The organism is Escherichia sp. 20412-1 (genome assembly GCF_003027595.1).
Classification (GTDB): Bacteria; Pseudomonadota; Gammaproteobacteria; order Enterobacterales; family Enterobacteriaceae; genus Escherichia; species Escherichia marmotae.
On sequence record NZ_PYQM01000005.1, the window covers coordinates 107,245 to 128,373 of the forward strand.

At 53.3% G+C, this 21,129-nt stretch carries 22 protein-coding genes and 1 pseudogene; 2 read left to right on the top strand and 21 right to left on the bottom strand.

Annotated features, from left to right (window positions below; genetic code table 11):
* Positions 1 to 26: 26 nt before the first annotated feature.
* From ccmH to napF, 15 genes are read right to left on the bottom strand one after another with little or no spacing between them, the layout of a single operon-like run.
* Positions 27 to 1,079 carry a cytochrome c-type biogenesis thiol:disulfide oxidoreductase CcmH gene (gene ccmH, locus C7B16_RS06030; RefSeq protein WP_001211603.1) on the bottom strand — a complete coding sequence of 351 codons (1,053 nt, stop codon included), beginning with the start codon at positions 1,077 to 1,079 and terminating at the stop codon, positions 27 to 29.
* Entirely contained in the window at positions 1,076 to 1,633 is a 558-nt protein-coding gene (dsbE, locus tag C7B16_RS06035; RefSeq protein WP_000824445.1) for a thiol:disulfide interchange protein DsbE, read from the bottom strand. Before dsbE ends, ccmH begins: the two co-directional genes overlap by 4 nt.
* Positions 1,630 to 3,573 (bottom strand): cytochrome c-type biogenesis heme lyase CcmF, encoded by a 1,944-nt coding sequence (ccmF, locus tag C7B16_RS06040; RefSeq protein WP_107179484.1) that lies wholly within the window; start codon positions 3,571 to 3,573, stop codon positions 1,630 to 1,632. Before ccmF ends, dsbE begins: the two co-directional genes overlap by 4 nt.
* The gene (ccmE, locus tag C7B16_RS06045) at positions 3,570 to 4,049 is read right to left on the bottom strand and encodes a cytochrome c maturation protein CcmE (RefSeq protein ID WP_001026411.1); all 480 of its coding nucleotides are present in this window, start codon (positions 4,047 to 4,049) and stop codon (positions 3,570 to 3,572) included. The genes ccmF and ccmE overlap by 4 nt, the downstream gene beginning before the upstream one ends.
* Positions 4,046 to 4,255: a heme exporter protein CcmD gene (ccmD, locus tag C7B16_RS06050; RefSeq protein WP_000186540.1), complete on the bottom strand. Its 210-nt coding sequence runs from the start codon at positions 4,253 to 4,255 to the stop codon at positions 4,046 to 4,048. The genes ccmE and ccmD overlap by 4 nt, the downstream gene beginning before the upstream one ends.
* Entirely contained in the window at positions 4,252 to 4,989 is a 738-nt protein-coding gene (gene ccmC / locus C7B16_RS06055; RefSeq protein WP_010379429.1) for a heme exporter protein CcmC, read from the bottom strand. Before ccmC ends, ccmD begins: the two co-directional genes overlap by 4 nt.
* 41 nt (positions 4,990 to 5,030) lie before the next feature.
* Positions 5,031 to 5,693 carry a heme exporter protein CcmB gene (gene ccmB, locus C7B16_RS06060; protein WP_000971724.1) on the bottom strand — a complete coding sequence of 221 codons (663 nt, stop codon included), beginning with the start codon at positions 5,691 to 5,693 and terminating at the stop codon, positions 5,031 to 5,033.
* Positions 5,690 to 6,313, bottom strand: coding sequence for a cytochrome c biogenesis heme-transporting ATPase CcmA (gene ccmA / locus C7B16_RS06065; protein ID WP_000525579.1), 624 nt, complete (start codon positions 6,311 to 6,313; stop codon positions 5,690 to 5,692). Before ccmA ends, ccmB begins: the two co-directional genes overlap by 4 nt.
* A 12-nt stretch (positions 6,314 to 6,325) precedes the next feature.
* On the bottom strand, positions 6,326 to 6,928 hold the full coding sequence (napC, locus tag C7B16_RS06070; protein ID WP_000528371.1) for a cytochrome c-type protein NapC: 603 nt from the start codon (positions 6,926 to 6,928) through the stop codon (positions 6,326 to 6,328).
* 9 nt (positions 6,929 to 6,937) lie between these two features.
* Complete coding sequence (gene napB, locus C7B16_RS06075; RefSeq protein ID WP_000835174.1) at positions 6,938 to 7,387, bottom strand: nitrate reductase cytochrome c-type subunit; 450 nt, start codon at positions 7,385 to 7,387, stop codon at positions 6,938 to 6,940.
* The gene (gene napH / locus C7B16_RS06080; protein WP_107179485.1) at positions 7,384 to 8,247 is read right to left on the bottom strand and encodes a quinol dehydrogenase ferredoxin subunit NapH; all 864 of its coding nucleotides are present in this window, start codon (positions 8,245 to 8,247) and stop codon (positions 7,384 to 7,386) included. Before napH ends, napB begins: the two co-directional genes overlap by 4 nt.
* Positions 8,234 to 8,929: a ferredoxin-type protein NapG gene (gene napG / locus C7B16_RS06085; RefSeq protein WP_000091299.1), complete on the bottom strand. Its 696-nt coding sequence runs from the start codon at positions 8,927 to 8,929 to the stop codon at positions 8,234 to 8,236. The genes napH and napG overlap by 14 nt, the downstream gene beginning before the upstream one ends.
* A gap of 6 nt (positions 8,930 to 8,935) precedes the next feature.
* Entirely contained in the window at positions 8,936 to 11,422 is a 2,487-nt protein-coding gene (napA, locus tag C7B16_RS06090; RefSeq protein WP_107179486.1) for a periplasmic nitrate reductase subunit alpha, read from the bottom strand.
* Positions 11,419 to 11,682, bottom strand: coding sequence for a chaperone NapD (gene napD, locus C7B16_RS06095; protein WP_000557372.1), 264 nt, complete (start codon positions 11,680 to 11,682; stop codon positions 11,419 to 11,421). Before napD ends, napA begins: the two co-directional genes overlap by 4 nt.
* Complete coding sequence (napF, locus tag C7B16_RS06100; RefSeq protein WP_000687310.1) at positions 11,672 to 12,166, bottom strand: ferredoxin-type protein NapF; 495 nt, start codon at positions 12,164 to 12,166, stop codon at positions 11,672 to 11,674. Before napF ends, napD begins: the two co-directional genes overlap by 11 nt.
* Positions 12,167 to 12,274: 108 nt before the next feature.
* On the opposite strand from napF, the pseudogene C7B16_RS25785 reads away from it, so the two are divergent.
* Positions 12,275 to 12,439, top strand: a pseudogene (locus C7B16_RS25785) (hypothetical protein).
* A gap of 133 nt (positions 12,440 to 12,572) precedes the next feature.
* Positions 12,573 to 13,061, top strand: coding sequence for a serine protease inhibitor ecotin (gene eco, locus C7B16_RS06105; RefSeq protein ID WP_016248975.1), 489 nt, complete (start codon positions 12,573 to 12,575; stop codon positions 13,059 to 13,061).
* 95 nt (positions 13,062 to 13,156) lie between these two features.
* Here the strand turns inward: eco and mqo are convergent, their stop codons facing one another.
* The 6 genes from mqo to ompC form a co-directional block, all read right to left on the bottom strand.
* Positions 13,157 to 14,803, bottom strand: coding sequence for a malate dehydrogenase (quinone) (mqo, locus tag C7B16_RS06110; RefSeq protein ID WP_000758095.1), 1,647 nt, complete (start codon positions 14,801 to 14,803; stop codon positions 13,157 to 13,159).
* A gap of 209 nt (positions 14,804 to 15,012) precedes the next feature.
* Positions 15,013 to 16,656: a microcin J25 efflux ABC transporter YojI gene (gene yojI / locus C7B16_RS06115; protein ID WP_001516738.1), complete on the bottom strand. Its 1,644-nt coding sequence runs from the start codon at positions 16,654 to 16,656 to the stop codon at positions 15,013 to 15,015.
* Positions 16,657 to 16,731: 75 nt separating this feature from the next.
* Entirely contained in the window at positions 16,732 to 17,382 is a 651-nt protein-coding gene (gene alkB / locus C7B16_RS06120; RefSeq protein WP_001516739.1) for a DNA oxidative demethylase AlkB, read from the bottom strand.
* Positions 17,382 to 18,446 (bottom strand): bifunctional DNA-binding transcriptional regulator/O6-methylguanine-DNA methyltransferase Ada, encoded by a 1,065-nt coding sequence (gene ada, locus C7B16_RS06125; RefSeq protein WP_107179487.1) that lies wholly within the window; start codon positions 18,444 to 18,446, stop codon positions 17,382 to 17,384. The genes alkB and ada overlap by 1 nt, the downstream gene beginning before the upstream one ends.
* A gap of 73 nt (positions 18,447 to 18,519) precedes the next feature.
* The gene (gene apbE, locus C7B16_RS06130; RefSeq protein WP_107179488.1) at positions 18,520 to 19,575 is read right to left on the bottom strand and encodes an FAD:protein FMN transferase ApbE; all 1,056 of its coding nucleotides are present in this window, start codon (positions 19,573 to 19,575) and stop codon (positions 18,520 to 18,522) included.
* Positions 19,576 to 19,686: 111 nt separating this feature from the next.
* Complete coding sequence (gene ompC / locus C7B16_RS06135; RefSeq protein WP_105267820.1) at positions 19,687 to 20,793, bottom strand: porin OmpC; 1,107 nt, start codon at positions 20,791 to 20,793, stop codon at positions 19,687 to 19,689.
* Positions 20,794 to 21,129: the final 336 nt, after the last annotated feature.

Below are 21,129 nucleotides of genomic sequence, written 5' to 3' on the forward strand. Positions count from 1 at the left end.
CGATGGCGTCACCATCGGGCCTCTTCTTATTTACTTTGTTGCGGCGACAAATGCTGCATCGCCTGCGCGATACTGCGTTCAATCACCGCTCGACGGGTATCGTTGGCGGGTAAGAGCTTCAACATCATCTCCCACGCAGCAACGGCTTCGCCAAATCGCTGCTGTTCAAAGGCGTTAAACGCATACATGCTTAACACACGAATATTGCTGTGGTCGCTTCTCACCAGTTGGCGTAACAACTCTCCACCCAGGCGGTTGTCGTTGGGATCAGAAGAACGCGTCAGTGCTTCAGCATAACCCAGCGCCGCATCACTATTTTTCGGGTCGAGGCGATACGCGTTAGCATACGCATCGGTCGCAATACTGGCATTACCCAGCGCCATCCCAATGCGACCCAGCATAATCCAGCCTTCAATATCTCCCGGATTTTTTTGCAGTTGAGTACGCATCCCCAGCGCGAGGCGCGACATCTCTTCTTCATTCAACGGTTCAGCTTTCGGATCCAGCGCCCTGTCCAGCAGTGCCGGAGCCTGCACCATGGCCTGCTGCCAGGCTTTTACCTGCTGATAATTGCCGGTCTGGTAGTAACTGACGCCAGCCACAACTAACGCCACCACAATACCCGGCAGATAAACAACATATCCGGCACGCTTACCTTCCGGCATGCTTTGTTCGGGAAACTCCTCCTGCGCCACATGCACCCGACGCCGCGAACGGGAGTAAATCACCCAACCGCCAATGCCAATAGCCACCACCGGTAGCACCCACAGCAGCACGGTCAGCGGCGTTAACGGCGGATCGTAAGTAACGAAGTTGCCGTAACGCGCCACCATATAATCAACAATCTCTTTCTTACTCTTGCCTTCCTGCATCAGTTCGTACACTTTCTGTCGCAGGTCGGTGGCAATCATCGAGTTGGAATCGGCAATGCTGTTGTTCTGGCATTTCGGGCAGCGCAGTTCTTCAGTGAGCTGACGGAACTGTTGTTCCTGAGCTTCATCCTTAAACTGCAACACGTCGATGGTCGCCAGTGCCGAGCTGGAGATCATCAGCATCAGCACGCCCAATAAAAACCTCATTGTGCGGCCTCCTTACTGTATTTCTCCCATAGCGGCTTGATCTCTTCTTGCCAGACGCGGGGATTGAGATCGCCCGCATGGCGATAGCGAATGATGCCGTTGCCGTCGATGAGGAACGTTTCTGGCGCGCCATAGACGCCCAGATCCAGCCCTAACATGCCGTCGCCGTCAAACAGACTTAACGCGTAAGGATTGCCCAGCTCTTTCAGCCAGCTAATCGCTTTCTGCCTGTCGTCTTTATAGTTCATACCGACCACGCGGATACCCTGCGCAGAAAGCTGATTCAGGTATTGATGTTCCGCACGGCAGGTCGGGCACCAGGTCGCCCAGACGTTCAGCAGCACCGGCTTGCCCTGAGTCAGCACGTCCGCCTGATAAAACTGACCTGGATTATCCAGTGATTCAAGGCGAAACTTCGGCACTGGCTTGCCAATAAGCGCCGATTCCAGATTGGTCGGATCATCTCCTTCAGCATTACGTGCCAATTGCCACAGCAACGCTGCAGCAATCGCCAGGAAGATAATCAAAGGAATTAACAATACTTTGCGCTTCATACAGCCTCCGGCGCAGTTTTTTGCGGGTTCACGCGCTTGCGATAACGAGGATCAAACAGGCACAGTAGCCCCCCCAACGCCATCATCAGTCCGCCCGCCCAGATCCAGCGAACAAACGGTTTGTAGTAAAGACGTACAGCCCACGCACCGTTTTCCAGCTCTTCACCGAGCGCCGCGTACAGGTCACGGGTGATGCCGCCGTCAATTGCCGCTTCGGTCATCATCGAACCAGCGGTGTTGTAATAACGTTTTTCTGCATACAACACCGTTTCCGGTTTGCCGTCACGCGTCACGCCGATTGTCGCCACGCCGCCACGCCAGTTCGGACCGCTAACGTCTTTTACGTCGCGGAATGTGAAACGATACTCATGAATATCGACGCTATCGCCAGACTTCATGCGTACGTCACGCTCAACGCTATAGTTCTGACTGAAGGCGATACCAACAATTGTCACTGCAAGCCCCAGGTGAGCCGCCACCATTCCCCAGTAGCTGAAGGTTGTTTTGGTGCCACGCGAAATACGCTGCGCCGCTTCGGCAATCGCCAGCACACCAATCCAGCAGGCCATTGCCAGACCGAGTACCGTCATCGCCACGACTTTGCTTTCGAACAGCCACGGTAACAGCAACGACAACGCCAGCGTGCTAATAAAGGCGATAATCAACAAATTGCGGATTTTACGCGGACGATCGCGCCCCCAGCGCACCAGCGGGCCAACGCCAAGCAACAACGCAAACGGCACCATCAGCCAGGTAAACATGGTGTTGAAGAACGGTTCGCCAATCGAAATGCTGCCCAGCCCGAGTTGCTTATGCACCAGCGGCAGCAGCGTCCCCAGCAGTACCACCAGCATCGCGGCGATCAGCAAAACGTTGTTCGCTAACAACAGAGATTCCCGCGACCACAGCGCATTGTTTACGCGTGAGCGAACTTTGTGTCCACGCGCGGCAAACAGCAGCAGCGAACCGCCAATCACCAGCACCATAAAGGCGAGGATAAACATGCCGCGCGCCGGGTCAGACGCAAATGCATGTACCGATACCAGCACGCCGGAGCGCACAAGGAAAGTTCCCAGCAGACACAACGAGAAGGCACTGATTGCCAGCAATAATGTCCACGCTTTGAAGCTGGCACGTTGTTCAGTCACCGCCAGCGAGTGCATCAGCGCAGTACCCACCAGCCACGGCATAAACGAGGCGTTTTCTACTGGATCCCAGAACCACCAGCCGCCCCAACCAAGTTCGTAATAAGCCCACGCAGAACCAAGTACGATGCCAAGCGTCAGGAAGATCCACGCCGCCAGCGTCCAGGGACGGGTAAAACGTGCGTAGGTGCTGTCCAGACGTCCGCTCAATAAAGATGCAATGGCAAAAGCAAACGCCACCGAGAAACCGACGTAACCCATATAGAGCAGAGGCGGATGGAAGATCAGCCCTGGATCCTGCAACAGCGGGTTAAGATCACGCCCTTCAATCGGGAAGTTCGGCAGCGTGCGGGAGAACGGGTTAGAGGTAAAGAGAATGAACAGCAAAAAGCCGACGCTGACCATTCCCATTATCGCCAGTACGCGGGCAACGATATCCAGCGGAATACGCTGGCTAAAAATCGCTACCGCAAAGGTCCAGCCGCTCATCAGCAGCACCCACAGCAGCAGCGAGCCTTCATGCGCGCCCCAGGTGGCCGCCACGCGATACCACACCGGAAGCTGGGTATTAGAGTTGCTGGCCACGTAGGTGACGGTGAAGTCGTTCACCACGAACGCATTGACCAGCACCAGAAATGCGCCAGCCACAGACATAAACAGCAACCAGGCAAACAAGCGAGAAGAGGCCATCATGCGCGCATCTCCACGCGCCACGCCCCACAAAGGATAGACGGACAGCAGCAGCGCAATCCCTAATGCCAGGCACAGCAGTCCGTTACCAATTTCCGGCATCATGATGCTGGATCCTTATAAACACTGGCCGGGCGACGGTGATTAGCTTCCATCGCTTTCTCGACTTCTGGCGGTGTGTAGTTTTCATCGTGTTTCGCCAGTACTTCTTTCGCGAGGATATGATTGCCTTTTTCCAGTTCGCCCTGCACCACAACGCCCTGCCCTTCACGGAACAAGTCCGGCAGAATGCCTTCGTAAGAGACATCCACTGAGCCTTCAGCATCGTAAATGGTGAAGGTCACTTTCAGCGAGTCAGGATCGCGCTGCACGCTACCCGGCATCACCATCCCGCCGACGCGCAGACGCTGACCGACTTCCGGCATCTGCTGGGTTTCACGCTTGCCGTAGAGAATTTCCCCCGGCGTATAGAAAAGATCGATATTCGAGCGCAGCGCATACAGCACCAGACCGATAGTCAGCGCCAGCCCCGCCAGCACGGCACAGGCAATCCACAAGCGGTTTTTACGGCGAATATTCATGCAGCCTCCTGCTGTTGCGCAGCACGTAAACGCGCCTCACGCGCCCGTTGTTGCGCCACGCCACGCAGAATTGCGCGATGCTGCATCACCGAGTGCACGACCAACACCACCAGCGGAATAACAGTCATCACTACCGCCAGCCAGACAAAAAAGGCGTAACCGCCCATTGCGAAAAATTCATTCCAGGAAGCAAATGCAGGGGTCATTTACGGCCTCTTTTCAGTATCAGTTCACTCACCCACGGACGGCGTTTTTCCATCAGCAAAATCAAATTACGCATCCGCATTAGCGTCAGCGTGGCAGACAGCAGCAGGAAACCAAAAATCGACCAGCGCAGCGGCGAACGCATCGCCGGATCGATACTTTGCTGCATCCGCGTTGATCCCTGATGCAGGGTGTTCCACCACTCCACGGAGTAATGAATAATCGGCAGGTTTACTACACCAATCAGCACCAGGATCCCCGCCGCACGCCCCGCCAGACGGCGGTCGTCGAAAGCGTGCCACAGCGCAATCACACCAACATACAGAAACAGCAACACCAGTTCAGAGGTCAGACGTGCGTCCCATACCCACCAGGTCCCCCACATCGGTTTTCCCCATGCGGAACCGGTAACCAGGGCAATAAAGGTAAACACGGCACCAATGGGAGCCATCGCCGCCACCGCCAGATTGGCCATTTTCATCTGCCAGACAAGGCCGATAAACGCCGCCACCGCCATTGAGGCATAAATGCCCATCGACCAGATCGCCGCAGGCACATGTAGATAGATAATGCGGTAGCTATTTCCCTGCTGATAATCAGCCGGAGCGAAGCCGAATCCCCAGATCCAGCCAACGATAAGCACGACCACACTGGCGATTGCCAGCCACGGTATAAACCAGCCACAGATTTGGTACAGCCGTGGTGGGATCGCCAGTTGATGCAGTGTTTTCCACATAGTTTCGATACCAGACTCGAACAAAAATCAGTAATCCAGCGTTATTGAATGCTGATTCGTAACGCTGCCGCCGTCGCAAAAGGACTTAATGTCGCGGTGCCTGCCAGCAACGCGCCTAAAATTGCCAGATACCCGTCAACGGGCAAATGCATCGAAGCCGCGTCCATCGCGGCGGTAGCAAAGATGAGTAATGGGATGGTCAGCGGTAACACCAGTATGCTGAGCAGCACGCCACCGCGTTTAAGTCCCACTGTCAGCGCCACGCCCGGAGCACCGAGAAATCCCAGCGTTGGAGTTCCCAACAGCAGCGTCAGCGCCATCACTTGCCAGCCATAAACGTCCATTCCCAGTAGCAATGCCACCAGTGGCGAGAGGATAAGTAACGGTAAACCGGTTACCATCCAGTGCGCCATCACCTTCGCCAGCACAACGGCGGGCAAGGGTAACGGCAACAACATCAGTTGTTCAAGACTGCCGTCCTGTAAATCGTCACGGAACAGTCGCTCCAGCGCCAGTAAGGAAGAAAGCAGCGCTGCCACCCAAATAATGCCCGGTGCAATACGTGCCAGCAGTTGCGGCTCCGGACCGATACTGAGCGGAAAAAGGGTAATAACAATCAGGAAAAACCACAGCGGGTTGGCGATTTCGGCGCTATGGCGAAACGCTACGCGCAGCTCAAGACGGAAAATGCGCCAGAACATCATACGCCCCTCGTTTTCGTCAGAGATATGCGGCGGATTTTACTTTCGGCAACGTTGAGCGGTTGGTGAGTAGTAAGAATCACAATCCCCCCCTGCTCCGTATGCTGTGCCATACGCTGGGTCAGACGATCGACGCCGTTAACGTCAATCGCGGTAAACGGTTCGTCGAGGATCCACAAGGTGGCACGAGTCAGCCACAGACGCGCCAGCGCAACGCGGCGTTGTTGCCCGGCAGAGAGTTGATTCACGGGAATATCTTCGAATCCGGCAAGCCCGGCCTGCGCCAGAGCGTCCAGACAGTGTGCGGTATCACCATCGCGATGATAAAAGTGCAGATTTTCTAACGCCGTCAGCCGGGTTTTGATCCCCGGCTGATGGCCTATCCATAACAGGTTTTGATGGTAGCTATCGCGTACCTGATGCAAGGGCTGCCCTTGCCAGAGAACTTCACCCGCATCAGGGCGAGACAACCCCGTCAGCAAACGGAGAAGCGTTGTCTTCCCCGCGCCGTTGCTGCCGGTGATTTGTACCCACTCTCCTGCATTCAGCGTAAATGACAAACCACTAAATAAAGTGCGTTCATCCCGCTCGCAGAGTAATTCTCTGGCTTCAAGCATACCCACGCAATAACCCTGTTAAAAACCTGGTTCGACTTCACGCATATCAGGCAGCTTGTGCGCTATCCCTTTATGGCAGTCAATACAGGTTTGCCCGTCTTTCACCGCCTGAGCGTGCATCTTCGCGGCAACACCTTTCTGGGCGGTTGTATCCATATACTCGAAGTTGTGACAGTTACGACACTCCTGCGAGTTATTGTCCTTCATCCGCCGCCACTCATTCTGTGCCATAGTCAGGCGATGAGCTTCAAACTTTTGCGGCGTGTCAATAACGCCAAAAATTTTACCATACAGCTCTTTACTTGCTTTGAGCTTGCGTATCATTTTCGGCACAAACTCGTGCGGAACGTGACAATCCGGACAGGTCGCACGCACGCCACTACGGTTGTTGTAATGCACGGAATCCATGTATTCCTGATACACCGTATTGCGCATTTCGTGGCAGCTAATGCAGAACTCTTCGGTATTGGCTTTTTCCATTCCGGTGTTAAAGCCGCCCCAGAAGACAATACCGCCAACAAAACCGATCAACAGCAGCGTACCCAGCGCCAGACGACTGGGAGTACGCCACCATTTCCACAGGCGCTTAATCAGGCCAGGCTTACGGTCAGAATTTCCCATAATAACCTCTTATTTCCCGTAACCTTTTGATGGGGTGAAGGTATTCCCCACGATTGGCGCGGTATCGGCCTGCGGCACGTGACATTGCAGACAGAAGTAACGACGCGGAGCCACTTCCGCACCTACCTTGCCATCGCTGTCCATAAAGTGAGTTGGACTGATGCGCGGCGCGCCAGTGGTGCGATAGCTCTCGACACCGTGGCACTGTAAGCAGCGGTTGGTATTGGTCGTTACCTGATAACCTTCAACGCTATGCGGGATCATCGGCGGCTGATTCACATAGTTCAGCGGCATCCGATCCTGCTCTTTTGGCATCCGAATGGCCCCTTCCTGCGTCCCGGATACTTCCGGCGACTGGCTAAAATCGACGCCATTAGCCGCCCAAACCGCGCCGCTCACCACCAGGGCCAGCATCGCCGTCCATTGACACAGCGCTTTCTTCAGGTCATGGCTTTTCATGATTTCGCTCCCGAACTCCATCGTGTAGTTATTGTAAATACATCCTCAGAACAGACATCCACGCAGCGACCGCACGTCATGCAATCGCGGCTGGTGACCTGCACCGGACTTTGTTCATCCAGCACCGGGGCACGTAGTACATGCGGTTCCGGGCAAACATGAAAACAATCCATACAGCGGTTACATTTCTGCCGATCGGTAGCCGCAACGGTAACAATACCTTTGCTACCCAACACGCCATACAGCGCACCGACCGGGCAAATGTGACCGCACCAGCCGTGTTCAACGACCAGTAGATCAAATAAAAACAGCGCGAGAATAAGCAGCGCGCCGCTGCCGAATCCCATTACCAGGCTGCGCCCCATCAGGGAAACAGGGTTAATCCATTCCCAGATGAGTGTGCCGGTTAAGGCCGATCCCACCAGTATGACGACCAGCAGCACGTAGCGAATGTGCCGCGGGATCGTCGCAGACTGATTGAGGTCAAATCGCCTGCGTAACCTGTTTGCTAAATCGGTAATCGGGTTCAGCGGACAGACCCAACTGCAAAATAATCGCTTTCCTGCCAGGGCGTAGAGCACAGTGATAATCACTGCGCCGGTCAACGCCACTGTGGCAGGTAGATGACCGCTGGCAAGGCTTTGCAGCGTCATCAGCGGATCGGTCAGCGGAATGGTGTCGAGTAACAAGCTACTGCTATAGTTGCCGTGCAAGATCCACACACCAAACCACGGGCCGCTCAAAAACATTCCCAGTACGAAGAACTGACAAAGGCGACGCAACACCAGCCAACGGTGACTACGCCACCAGCCTTTTTTCGCCAGCGCCTCGCGCCCGGCGTCACGTTTACGATTTGCCATCGTTCCCCTCCAGCCAGCCGAAGCGGTAATGGTGACCTAACTCCCCTTTCGCCAGTGACAGCGGTAACACCTTGATTGCCGGTTGCTCCAGTACGCACACTTTTTCGCACTTACCGCAGCCGGTGCAGGCATCGCTGTGAACCGTTGGCAGAAAACGGGCGTGTTTACCGGTACGCGTGTTGCGCTCCAGTTCCAGGGTAATCGCCTCATCAATTTTCGGGCATTCGCGATAACAGACATCGCAGCGCAGCCCCTGAAAGTTGAGGCAGTTCTCCTGATCCACCAGCACTGCCAGCCCCATCCGCGCGTCGTCGATCGATTCGATTTCACGATCCAGCGCACCACTCGGGCACACTTTGGCACACGGTACGTCCTCACACATTTCGCAAGGAATATCGCGCGCCACAAAGTACGGCGTGCCCGCCGACAGGCCAGAGGCCAACGTCGCCAGCTTTAAGGTGTCGTAAGGGCAAGCCTGAACACACTGCCCGCAACGCACACAGGCACTGGCAAAGGCGTTCTCGTTTATGGCTCCGGGCGGGCGCAACCGCACGCCAGATGCGCGTGCGGTTTGCTGTTGTAACCCCAGCGCCACACCCACGGCAGCCAGCCCGCCTGCTGTGCGAACGACATCGCGCAGAAAGCGGCGGCGACCATTTTGAGGTTTCGCTGACCGGGACATAATGGCTTACACCTTCTCCAGTTTGACCGCGCACTTCTTAAAGTCCGTCTCTTTCGAGAGCGGATCGGTCGCGTCCAGCGTCAGTTTGTTAACCAACTGTGCGGCGTCGAAGAACGGCATATACACCAGGCCCTGCGGCGGACGGTTACGACCGCGCGTTTCGACAATCGAGATCACTTCGCCACGACGAGAAACCACTTTCACTTTGTCACCACGACGCAGGTCACGCGCTTTCGCATCCAGCGGGTGAATAAACAGGACCGCTTCCGGGAAGGCACGGTGCAGTTCTGGTACACGGCGAGTCATACTGCCGGTATGCCAGTGCTCCAGTACGCGCCCGGTAGAGAGCCACAGATCGTATTCTTCATCCGGAGCTTCCGCCGCCGGTTCAAACGGCAGTGCGAAGATCACCGCTTTGCCATCCGGTTTACCGTAGAACTTGTAGCCTTCGCCCGCTTTCACATACGGGTCGTTGCCTTCACTGTAACGCCACTGCGTTTCTTTACCGTTAACTACCGGCCAGCGCAGGCCGCGTGCTTTGTGGTAGTCATCGAACGGTGCCAGATCGTGACCGTGACCGCGGCCAAACCATGCGTACTCTTCGAACAGCCCTTTTTGCAGATAGAAGCCCAGCTCGCGGGATTCATCATTAAGTTGATCTTCTGCCAGTTCGGATACCGGGAATTTGCTCACTTCCGGGGTGGCATACAGTACCTCGTACAGCGTTTTGCCACGCAGCTCCGGTTTCTTCGCCAGCAGCTCTTCCGGCCACACTTCTTCAGTTTTGAAGCGGCGGGAGAACTGGACTAACTGCCAGAGATCCGATTTTGCTTCGCCCGGTGCCTGTACCTGTTGACGCCAGAACTGAGTACGGCGTTCTGCGTTACCGTAAGCCCCCTCTTTCTCTACCCACATTGCTGTCGGCAGAATCAAGTCCGCGGCCAGCGCACTGACTGTCGGATATGGATCGGAAACGATGATAAAGTTGCGCGGATCGCGCCAGCCCGGCATACGCTCTTCATTAATGTTCGGCCCGGCCTGCATGTTATTGGTACACATGGTCCAGTAAACATTCAGCGTGCCGTCTTTCAGCGCACGGTCTTGTGCTACCGCGTGCAGACCGATTTTTGCCGGAATGGTGCCGCTCGGGATATTCCACTTCTTCTCGCAGATATCACGGTGTTTCTCGTTGGTCACCACCATGTCCGCTGGCAGACGGTGAGCAAAGGTGCCCACTTCACGCGCAGTACCACACGCGGAAGGCTGACCCGTGAGGGAGAACGGACCGCAACCCGGCTGGGAAATTTTGCCGGTCAGCAGATGCAGGTTGTAGACCAGGTTGTTGGCCCACACGCCGCGGGTATGCTGGTTGAAACCCATCGTCCAGTAGGAGATGACTTTCTTGTTCGGATCGGCATACAGTTGCGCCAGTTGTTCCAACTGATCTTTTGGCACGCCGGTCATTTCAGCGGTTTTTTCCAGCGTATATTCGGCAACAAAGGCTTTGTAATCTTCAAAGATCATCGGCTCGGAAGCATCGGAACCCGGATTTTTCGCCGCTTTTTCCAGCGGATGGGTTGGACGTAAACCGTAGCCGATGTCCGTCGCCCCTTTACGCAGGTTGACGTGTTTGCTGAAGAAGTCCTGATTTATCGCATTGTTTTGAATGATATAGTTGGCGATATAGTTCAGGATCACCAGGTCAGACTGCGGCGTAAAGATGATGCCGTTATCCGCCAGTTCAAAGCTACGATGCTGGTAAGTAGAAAGCACCGCCACGGTGACGTTCTGGTTAGAGAGACGACGGTTGGTAATGCGCGACCAGAGGATCGGGTGCATCTCCGCCATGTTCGCGCCCCACAGCACAAACGCGTCAGCCTGTTCGATGTCGTCATAGCAGCCCATCGGCTCATCCATACCAAAGGTACGCATAAAGCCAACGACCGCCGACGCCATACAGTGGCGTGCGTTCGGGTCGATGTTGTTAGAACGGAAGCCCGCTTTGAACAACTTGGACGCGGCATAACCTTCCCAGATAGTCCACTGACCAGAACCGAACATACCGATCGACTCCGGCCCTTTTTCTTTCAGGGCGGTTTTGAATTTCTCTTCCATCACATCAAAGGCTTGATCCCAGGTGATTGGGGTGAACTCGCCTTCTTTGTCATATTTACCGTTTTTCATACGCAGAAGCGGCTGCGTCAAACGGTCTTTACCGTACATAATTTTGGGCAGGAAATAGCCCTTAATGCAGTTCAGACCACGGTTAACCGGTGCGTCCGGGTCGCCCTGACAGGCCACCACACGCCCCTGTTGCGTTCCGACCAGAACGCCACAACCAGTACCGCAAAAACGGCATGGCGCTTTATCCCATTTAATGGCTTCCTGCTGACCAACAACGGCGCGGGCAACGCCCGGCACGCTGAGACCGGCAGCCGCCGCAGCGGCCGCAACGGCGTTAGCTTTCATAAAGCTACGACGACTGAGTTTCATGGTGTTTCCTCACCTTGCTCTTCCTGCTGGTGATAAACCAGCGACACCGCCAGCACGCCTTCTACGTTGCGTACTGACTCAATGGTTTGAATTAGCGTTTCGCTGTCTTCTGCTTCCACCACCACTATCAACTGACCACTCGGCGCGTCGCTGACAGCGACTTCACAGCCATCAAAGGCGTTCAGTTGGGTGCTGATGTCTGAAATTCGTTCGCTTTTGGCCTGAACGACCAGGCTGCAAACTTGCCAGTTAGTGTGCATGGAGATACTCCGCAGTAATGGCTGATACCGGACAACTAGCTGCACATGCTCCACATCCGTTGCAAAGTTGGCTATTAAGTTGCGGCTGGTAGATCCCGGAAAGCGTCGGGCGAAAGATAATGGCCATTGGTTCACAGCTATCCTGACAGCGACGGCATTCGACTGCCTGATACGCCAGGCACGTCTCCCCGATGGTGAACAGCAAATCCCAGGCCCTGGTGTGGCGCGGAGAAAATAGTGATTCGGGGCAAGCCTGCGCACAGGCATAACAGAAACTGCACTCGTTGTTTTTGAAATTAACGCTCGGATAGCCGCCCGCACCACGTTGCAGAATGTTGTTTTCACAAGCATTAATACAGGCGTCGCAGCGGGTACAATGAGTCAGAAAATGAGATTCATCACCAGACCAGGGCGGACGGATACCGTTACTGGCTTTGCGCCAGCGACCAGTGAGTATGCCCCGACGGGATACATCAATCTTCACATTGACCTTCCATCATTAACGCGCTCTGAAAACGGAGAGCGACCAAATAAACCGCATAATTAATAAGCCATTTTTATAGCCGCTAAGATATTAAAGGATGTGTCAAAGATGCATACCCCGATCGGGGTAAAACCTGTAGTAGGATCAAAAGAGTGGTGGGAAGGCTGGCAAAAACGGTCTTTTGCTCACATTTCAAATGGTTATAAATAAATTTATATAGCGATAAATTCACCAAATATATTTCTTCAGGCTTCACCATTCATCAGCATATAACACCAAAAGAGAAGGTAAAGTTGTCTGAATATTCCTTAAGTTATTCATAAAGCAAATTAATAAATTTGATGAATATGTTAACCTTCAGCGACATCATCGGTGAAAAACCTATAAATGAAGAAAGGAAAACAAAATGAAGACCATTCTACCTGCAGTGTTGTTTGCCGCTTTTGCCACGACCTCTGCCTGGGCGGCAGAAAGCATCCAGCCGCTGGAAAAAATTGCCCCTTATCCGCAAGCCGAAAAAGGGATGAAGCGTCAGGTGATTCAGTTAACCCCGCAAGAAGATGAATCTACCCTGAAAGTAGAACTGTTGATCGGTCAGACGCTGGAGGTCGATTGCAATCTGCATCGTCTTGGCGGAAAACTGGAAAGCAAAACGCTGGAAGGCTGGGGCTATGATTATTATGTCTTTGATAAAGTTAGCTCCCCGGTTTCGACGATGATGGCCTGTCCGGATGGCAAGAAAGAGAAGAAATTTGTTACCGCGTATCTGGGTGATGCCGGAATGCTGCGTTACAACAGCAAGCTGCCGATCGTGGTGTATACACCAGACAATGTGGATGTGAAATACCGCGTCTGGAAGGCAGAAGAGAAGATTGAGAACGCGGTAGTTCGCTAAACAAATGTGAAGTGCTGCACTCCGCAGGTCGGATAAGGCGGTTACGCCGCATTCGACATCTAACGCCCTGGCCGGTTGCCTGATGCGACGCACCATTACAACGCAATATCCGCCACTTCTTTTTGTACTGGTTGCGGTTTCAACTGCGCTTTCGGCGTGCTATCTGCCGCCTGCGGCTTATCATATTTCAGGCTCAGAACTTCGCTGGTGTACTGCAATTCACGTTCTGTTGCCGCCGCATCACCGTTCAGCTTGCTGCCATAAGACGGAACAATCGCTTTCAGCGTGGCCTGCCATTGTGGGCTGGAAACACGATCACCAAACACTTTTTCCAACAGACTCAACATAATCGGCGCAGCGGTAGATGCCCCCGGCGATGCGCCGAGCAGCGCAGCAATGGTTCCTTGCTGGTCGCTGACCACTTCTGTACCCAGACGCAGCACGCCGCCTTTATCGGCATCACGTTTGATAATCTGCACGCGCTGTCCCGCTTGCCACAAACGCCAGTCCTCTTTTTTCGCTTGTGGGTAGTACTCTTTCAACGCTTCAAAACGATCCTCTTCACTCAACATCACCTGACTCACCAGATATTTCACCAGATCGAAATTATCCAGCCCGACGTGCATCATCGGCATCACGTTAGAGGTGGTGGTGGAACTCATCAGATCCCACAGCGAACCGTTTTTGAGGAATTTGGTTGAGAAGGTAGCAAATGGCCCGAACAGCACCACGCGTTTACCGTCCAGTACACGGGTATCGATATGCGGAACTGACATCGGCGGCGCGCCAACGGATGCTTTACCATAGACCTTCGCCAGATGGTGATTAACCACATCCGGGTTTTCCGAAACGAGGAACTGACCGCCCACCGGGAAACCGGCGTATTCTTTCGCTTCCGGAATACCGGACTCCTGCAACAGTTTCAGTGCCGCGCCACCCGCGCCGATAAAGACAAATTTCGCACGGATGTTCTGTGCGGTGCCGTTTTTCAGATCGGCAACAGTGACGGTCCAGGTGTTATCGTCATTACGTTTGATAGCGCGGACTTCGCTGCTGAGTTGCAGCGAGAAGTTAGATTTCTTCTGTAATGAGGCGATCAACTGACGGGTGATCTCACCGTAGTTCACATCGGTGCCAATTTCTGTACGCGTAGCCGCCACTTTCTGTTGTGGATCACGCCCTTCCATCACTAACGGTGCCCACTCCTTGATTTGCGCGTGATCTTCAGAGTAACGCATACCGCGAAACAGCGAACTTTGTTGCAATGCCGCGTAACGGGCACGCAGGAAATTGACGTTATCTTCGCCCCAGACAAAGCTCATATGCGGAACGGTATTGATAAATGAACGCGGGGTACGCAGCACGCCGCGCTCGACCTGGTGCGCCCAGAACTGGCGGGAAATCTGGAATGCTTCGTTAATGGCGACTGCTTTTTCAATACTGATGCTGCCATCGGCGTTTTGCGGGGTGTAATTGAGTTCCATCAGCGCAGAATGCCCGGTTCCGGCGTTGTTCCAGCCGTTCGAACTCTCCTGCGCGACACCCTCCAGGCGCTCTACCATGGTCATCGACCATTCAGGCTCCAGTTCCCGTAAATAGGTCCCCAACGTGGCGCTCATAATGCCGCCGCCAATCAACAGTACATCAGTTTCCTGCTCCTCGGACGCTTTCGCTTTTGCCGTCATTGAAACGGCATTAAGCCCCACGGCCATCGAGAAGAGCATGGCAGTCACTTTTTTCATCTTGTTAATGCCTTACTTTTAGTCGCTTTATTGCAGGTGAGATTTGCGCGGCATCAACGTTAACACTTAAGTAACAACATTTAAATAATGTTTATAAATTATCTTCTATTTTTATAAACATTATGATTTCGTTGATTAATTATAGGGTTATTAGAAACGAAGGGAACGCTTACTTGGCAGCAGAAGTCCGTCAGGTAAGCGTCAAAATATCATGCCGTCCTGGCAACGGCATCACGCGAAGCGGCATCACGCTCTTCGCCGGTTAGTTCGCTAAGCAGCCCACTGCGCATTTCCAGCAGGCGGTCGGCGTGAATAAAATAGTGGTCATCATGACTGATGGCGAAAATCGTTTTGCCCATCTCCTGCATCAGCGGCAGTAATACCTGATAAAACTCACGGCGGAAGTGTGGATCCTGATCCGCTGCCCATTCATCCAACAGGATTATGTCGCGTTCTTCTGCCAGTGCCAGCAACAACGCCACGCGTTTCTTCTGCCCTTTCGATAACTTCAGGTTAAGAATACGCCCGTTACTTAACTCAAGCTTATGACCCATTTTCAACTGATCTAACCACTTCTCAACCAGTTGTGGATTTGCGGTTTTACCCTCCGGCCCCAGCAGTTGATCAAACAACCAGACATCGGTAAACACGGCGGAAAACAGCTTGCGATAATCTTCTGGTTTTTCAGCGCTGATGGGGTTGCCATCCAGCAAAATTTCACCGCTTTGCGGCTGATACAACCCCGTCAGCAACATCGCCAACGTCGATTTACCGCTACCGTTGCCACCAATCAGGAACAGCAGTTCGCCACGTTTAATAGTGAGGTTAATCGGGCCAACGGAAAAAGCATTATCCTGATAACTAAACGTCACGTTACGCAGCTCCAGGGTTTGCCAGTTGGGAAACGCCTGCGGGCGCGGAAACTCCGCTTTAAAAGGCGCGAGCGCGAATTTGTTCAGCTTGTTGAACGCCACCTGTGCCGTCAGCAGCGTCGGCAACGCACCAACCGCCGAAAGCAGCGGTGTACGCAGGAACAACAGCGTCAGCGAATAAGTCGCCGCAACGTTGGTATCAGCCCAACCGAGACTGTTTGCCATCCAGAACACCAGGCCTATTGCGCCCAGCATCATAATGTTCGACCAGTTCACGGCACTAAGATGGAATGTATCAGCACGAATAATATGATGGCGATATTCTTGCGCATCGGGGATGTAGAGATTGTTAAAAACGTACTCGGCGCGCTCGCGGTTCAGGGTCAGCTCTTTGCGCCCTTCCAGTACAGTTTGAAAATCCGTGTACAGCTTGTCTTCGGTTTCTCGCAGGGTCGCCATATGTTTGTACACCCGCGCCACCAACAAAAAACCACCCCAGATGGTGATTGCCATCCAGATCGCCGTTACCAGCAACATTTTACCCGACAGCATCCACAGATACGCCGCCGAACCCACAGTGAGAATGATCCCCTGCACCAGTTCAGGTAAGCGCACAAAAGCGATGGTGATATTGCGCACATCGCTGGTTAACCCCGCCAGCAATGAGGCACTGCCCAGTTGTTCAATGCGCTCGACGTGGGTATCCAGAATCCGCTTGATAAATTCGCTACGCAGTCGGTAAACGAAATGATGGCCCAGCGTGGTGAGCGCCAGTTGCGATCCCAGTGTTACCGCCATCAACAGCAGCAATAAACCCAGAAACTCCGGCAACACCAGCAAACTGGTATCTGCCGTTTCGATAAGACGCTGATTGATAAAAGCAATTAAGCCAATGCCTAACGCCGCACTGGCGAGGCTGAGCGCCATCACACTGATAAATGGCCAGCGATACTGCCGCCAGACAAGTACAAGAAGTTCCATGCAGAAAACCCGGACAATGAATTACAGCCCGCAGTTTAAACATCTCCGCGCACACAGCAATAATAATTCTTATTTTTATTCTTCTTTACCTGCCTGGCGAAAGGTCAGGTTGTAGCGACAGTCGGCGGTCAGTGGATGAAATCCCGCTTTTAGTGGTTGAATACCGTGATAAAACAGCCGTGACTCACCGCCCCACACCACCACATCGCCATGTTCCAGCAACAGACGTTTTAGCGGATCATTACGTTTCAAGCCGCCAAACTGGAAAATTGCAGGCAGTCCCAGAGAAACAGAAACAATTGGCGCGCGCAGATCCGGCTCGTCTTTATCCTGATGCAATGACAGTTTCGCGCCAGGGACGTAGCGGTTGATAAGGCAAGCGTCAGGCTGGAAATCGGGATACCCCGCCGCCGTTGCTGCCCGTTGGCACAAATCACGAAAGCCTTGCGGCATGGCGGGCCACGGCTTATTTGTTTGTGGATCAATAGGCGAATAGAGATAGCCTTGCTGGTTAGTCGTCCAGCCAAGACGTCCACAGTTGGTCATTGCCACCGACATGGTATACCCACCCGGTGTAACCATCTGGCGAAACGGCGACTGGTTGGCGACACCGTTAATTTCCTGCATCAGATCTTCTGCGATATCAAAAGCAAAACGGCGCAGGATCACTGCGCCGGAAGCCAGCGGTTCTTGCCAGGGTTCAGCATCAGTGAACAGATCCAGCATTACCTCTCCTCATTTTCAGCTTCGCGACGTAGCAATTGCGCTTTACGCGAAACACCCCAGCGGTAACCGGAAAGTGCGCCATCGCCACGTACCACCCGATGACAAGGTATAACGATCGCTAACTTATTGGCGGCGCAAGCACTTGCCACTGCACGCACCGCTGTTGGTTTGCCGATGGAATTTGCCAGTCGCTGGTAACTCACTGTTTCACCACAAGGAATGGAACGCAATGCTTGCCAGACTTGTTGTTGGAAAGCGGTGCCGCGAATATCCAACGGTAACGTCAGCGGCGTATTACGGTTATTAAGGCTGGCGATGACCTCGCGCACATGTTGCTGAAATGTCGGATCAGCAGGGGCGTTGTCGGCGGCAGGAAACATCTGCTGTAGCTCGCCAATTAATGTCGCATCGTCATCGTCCAGTAAAATCGCGCAAATCCCCCGCTCGCTTTCCGCCACCAGGCAACGCCCCAGCGAACAATCGGCCAGCGCATAACGAACAGCCAGGTTTTCGCCACCATGACGAAACTGTTTAGCCGTCATGCCCAGCGTTTCGTCGGCTTTACGATAGTAACTGCTGCCGTCGGGAAATCCGGCGTGGAGAATCGCCTGGGTGACGCTCTCCCCTTTCGTTAACGATTCGCGCAAGCGACGAGCGCGCCAGGCCTGTTGCCAGGCTTTTGGTGTCATTCCGGTCGTGGCTTTAAATAAACGGTGTAAGTGGAATGGACTCATCGCCACCTGGTCGGCTAAAGCCTCCAGCGTCACGGGCGTTTCTTGTTCCAGCAGCCGACAAGCATGGGTGATTTTATCCAACCGGTCTTGCCGGGCATTGGCTTTGTCCGGCTGGCAACGTTTGCAGGGGCGAAAACCTGCGGCAAGCGCCTCGCTGGCATCCGCATAAAAGGAGACGTTTTCCCGCAGGGCATGTCTGGCGCGGCAAGACGGGCGGCAAAAGATGCCCGTGGTACGCACGGCGAAAACAAATTCGCCGTCGGCGTGCGGGTCGCGGGCCAGGACAGATTGCCAGCGTTGATCGTCAGTTAAGCATGTGGCGTTTTTCATAAGCAGCTCCCTGGTTAAGGATAGCCTCTAGTCTGCCCGGTCACCATCACGCAAAAACCAACAATCTTGCGCTTTAATTTTTTTCGCTGATAAGGAAGCTTTTAAACTGCGGCGACATCCAGGTTTTAAAACTATCGCCCTCTTTGGTGATCATATAGACCGCCAGCCCTTCCCGGCGAACGATTTCTTTGGCTTTATCCGGCCCGAGAACCATTAACCCGGTGTCCCAGGCATCGGCTTCCAGCGCCGTCGGGGCAATTACCGTCACGGACACCAGATTATGTTCGATGGGACGCCCGGTTTGCGGATCGATAACATGGGACAGGCGTTTGCCGTCCAGCTCGTAATAGTTGCGATAGCTACCGGAGGTGCTAATCCCGTGGCCATTGATATCGACCACGGCCTGAACCGCATTCTCTTTATCGGTCGGTTTTTGGATCGCCACCCGCCACGGCTGCCCTTCACCATTCATGCCCCGGCTGTTCAGTGCGCCGCCAACCGACACCAGATAGCGGGAAATACCTTCCTGCTCCATGAGGCGCGCCAGATGATCTGCCGCATAACCTTCACCCACGGTGGAGAGATCGACATATAAGTCCGGCACATCTTTTTGCAGATATTGCTGATGCAACTGATTAATTACCGTCAGGTGCTGTAAGCCGGTTTTGGCTTTCATCGCGTCGATCTGTTCCTGGGTCGGGATTTGTACCGGCTGTTGCTCCGGGCCAAAGCCCCACAAATTCACCAGCGGTCCGACGGTAATATCCATCGCACCGTCAGTCTTTGCGCCAATGCGTAGCGAAGAGGTGACGATATCAGCCATCGCTTCACTTACCGGCCACGGCGATAAACTTTGCGAGTCGTTAAAACGCATCAGCGCGGAATCTTTTTTATAAGTCGAAAGTAGCTGATCGTCGGCATCCAACTGAGTCTGGATCTTCTCTTTGAGTTCAACACTGCGTTTGGCGTCAATGCCCGGAATGCTGGCACGCCAGAAGGTTCCCATCGTTTTGCCTTCAAGAACGGTAACTTCAGGAGCGTTGGGTTTGGCGGGTTGTGGTTTTTGATCGCAACCAACAAACAAGAGCGCGGCAGCCAGCAATGCCACACGGGTAAAGTTCATTTCCATACGTGATTATCCTCATGCGAACGGTCGCAAGAGTACACCAAAAGACTGCGTTTGTACGCTGAAAACAATGAAAAAAGGGCCCGCAGGCCCTTTGTTCGATATAAATCGAGATTAGAACTGGTAAACCAGACCCAGAGCTACGATGTCATCAGTGTTGATGCCAGCAGCGCGGGTGAACTGGTTGTCGTCCAGCAGGTTGATTTTGTAGTCAACGTAGGTGGACATGTTTTTGTTGAAGTAGTAGGTAGCACCAACATCAACATATTTCAGGATATCTTCGTCGTCGTAGTTACGACCAGCAACGACACCCAGGTTTTTACCTTTAGACTGCAGGTATGCTACAGACGGACGCAGACCGAAGTCGAACTGGTACTGAGCAACAGCTTCGAAGTTCTGTGCTTTGTTCGCCCAACCCAGGGAACCTACGCGAGTTGCGTTATAGGTCTGGGTGTACTGAGCAGCCAGGTAGACGTTGTTCGCGTCGTATTTCAGACCACCAGTGTAGGTTTCAGCACGATCGCCAGTACCGATGTAACCATCGTTGTTCTGATCCCAGGTACGTTTGGAGCTGGAAACTGCAGCACCGATACCGAAGCCTTCGTAATCATAAGTGATAGAACCGCCAACGCCGTCGCCGTTCTGACGCAGAGCGCCACGACCGTTGTTGGTCATGCCTTCGCCGCTTACGCTACCGTTTTTACCCTGATACTGAACAGCAAAGTTCAGGCCGTCAACCAGACCGAAGAAGTCGGTGTTACGGTAGGTCGCGAAGCCGTTACCACGCTGCTGCATGAAGTTGTCAGAACCGTAGGTGTCGCCACCGAATTCTGGCAGAACGTCGGTCCAGGAAGTTACGTCGTAAACAACGCCGTAGTTACGACCATAGTCGAAAGAACCAACGTCCTGGAATTTCAGACCAGCGAATGCCACACGGGTCCAGGAGTTTTCTTTGTTGTCTTCAGAGGTATTGCCCTGGATCTGATATTCCCACTGGCCGTAACCGGTCAGTTGGTCAGTAACCTGAGTTTCGCCTTTGAAACCAAGACGTACATAGGTCTGGTCGCCGTCTTCTGACTTGTTGTCAGAGAAATAGTGCAGGCCGTCTACTTTACCGTACAGATCTAATTTGTTGCCGTCTTTGTTGTAAACTTCAGCAGCGTTTGCTGCGCCTGCTACCAGCAGAGCTGGGACCAGGAGGGACAGTACTTTAACTTTCATGTTATTAACCCTCTGTTATATGCCTTTATTTGCTTTTTTATGCCACTGCATACTGATTAACCCTCATTAATCAGTCGGCAAGTCCATTCTCCCCAAAAATGCAGAATAATCCAACACGAATATGATACTAAAACTTTTAAGATGTTTCATTTATCGCTATAGATGTTTCAAAATGTAAATGTGATGGAACTTTTTAAGATTCTTGATGATTGGCGAAATAAGCACCTAACATCAAGCAATAATAATTCAAGGTTAAAATCAATAACTTATTCTTAAGTCGTTGATAGCACTGAATGCCAAAACAAAATCTTCACTCGCAACTAAAATATGTCTCGC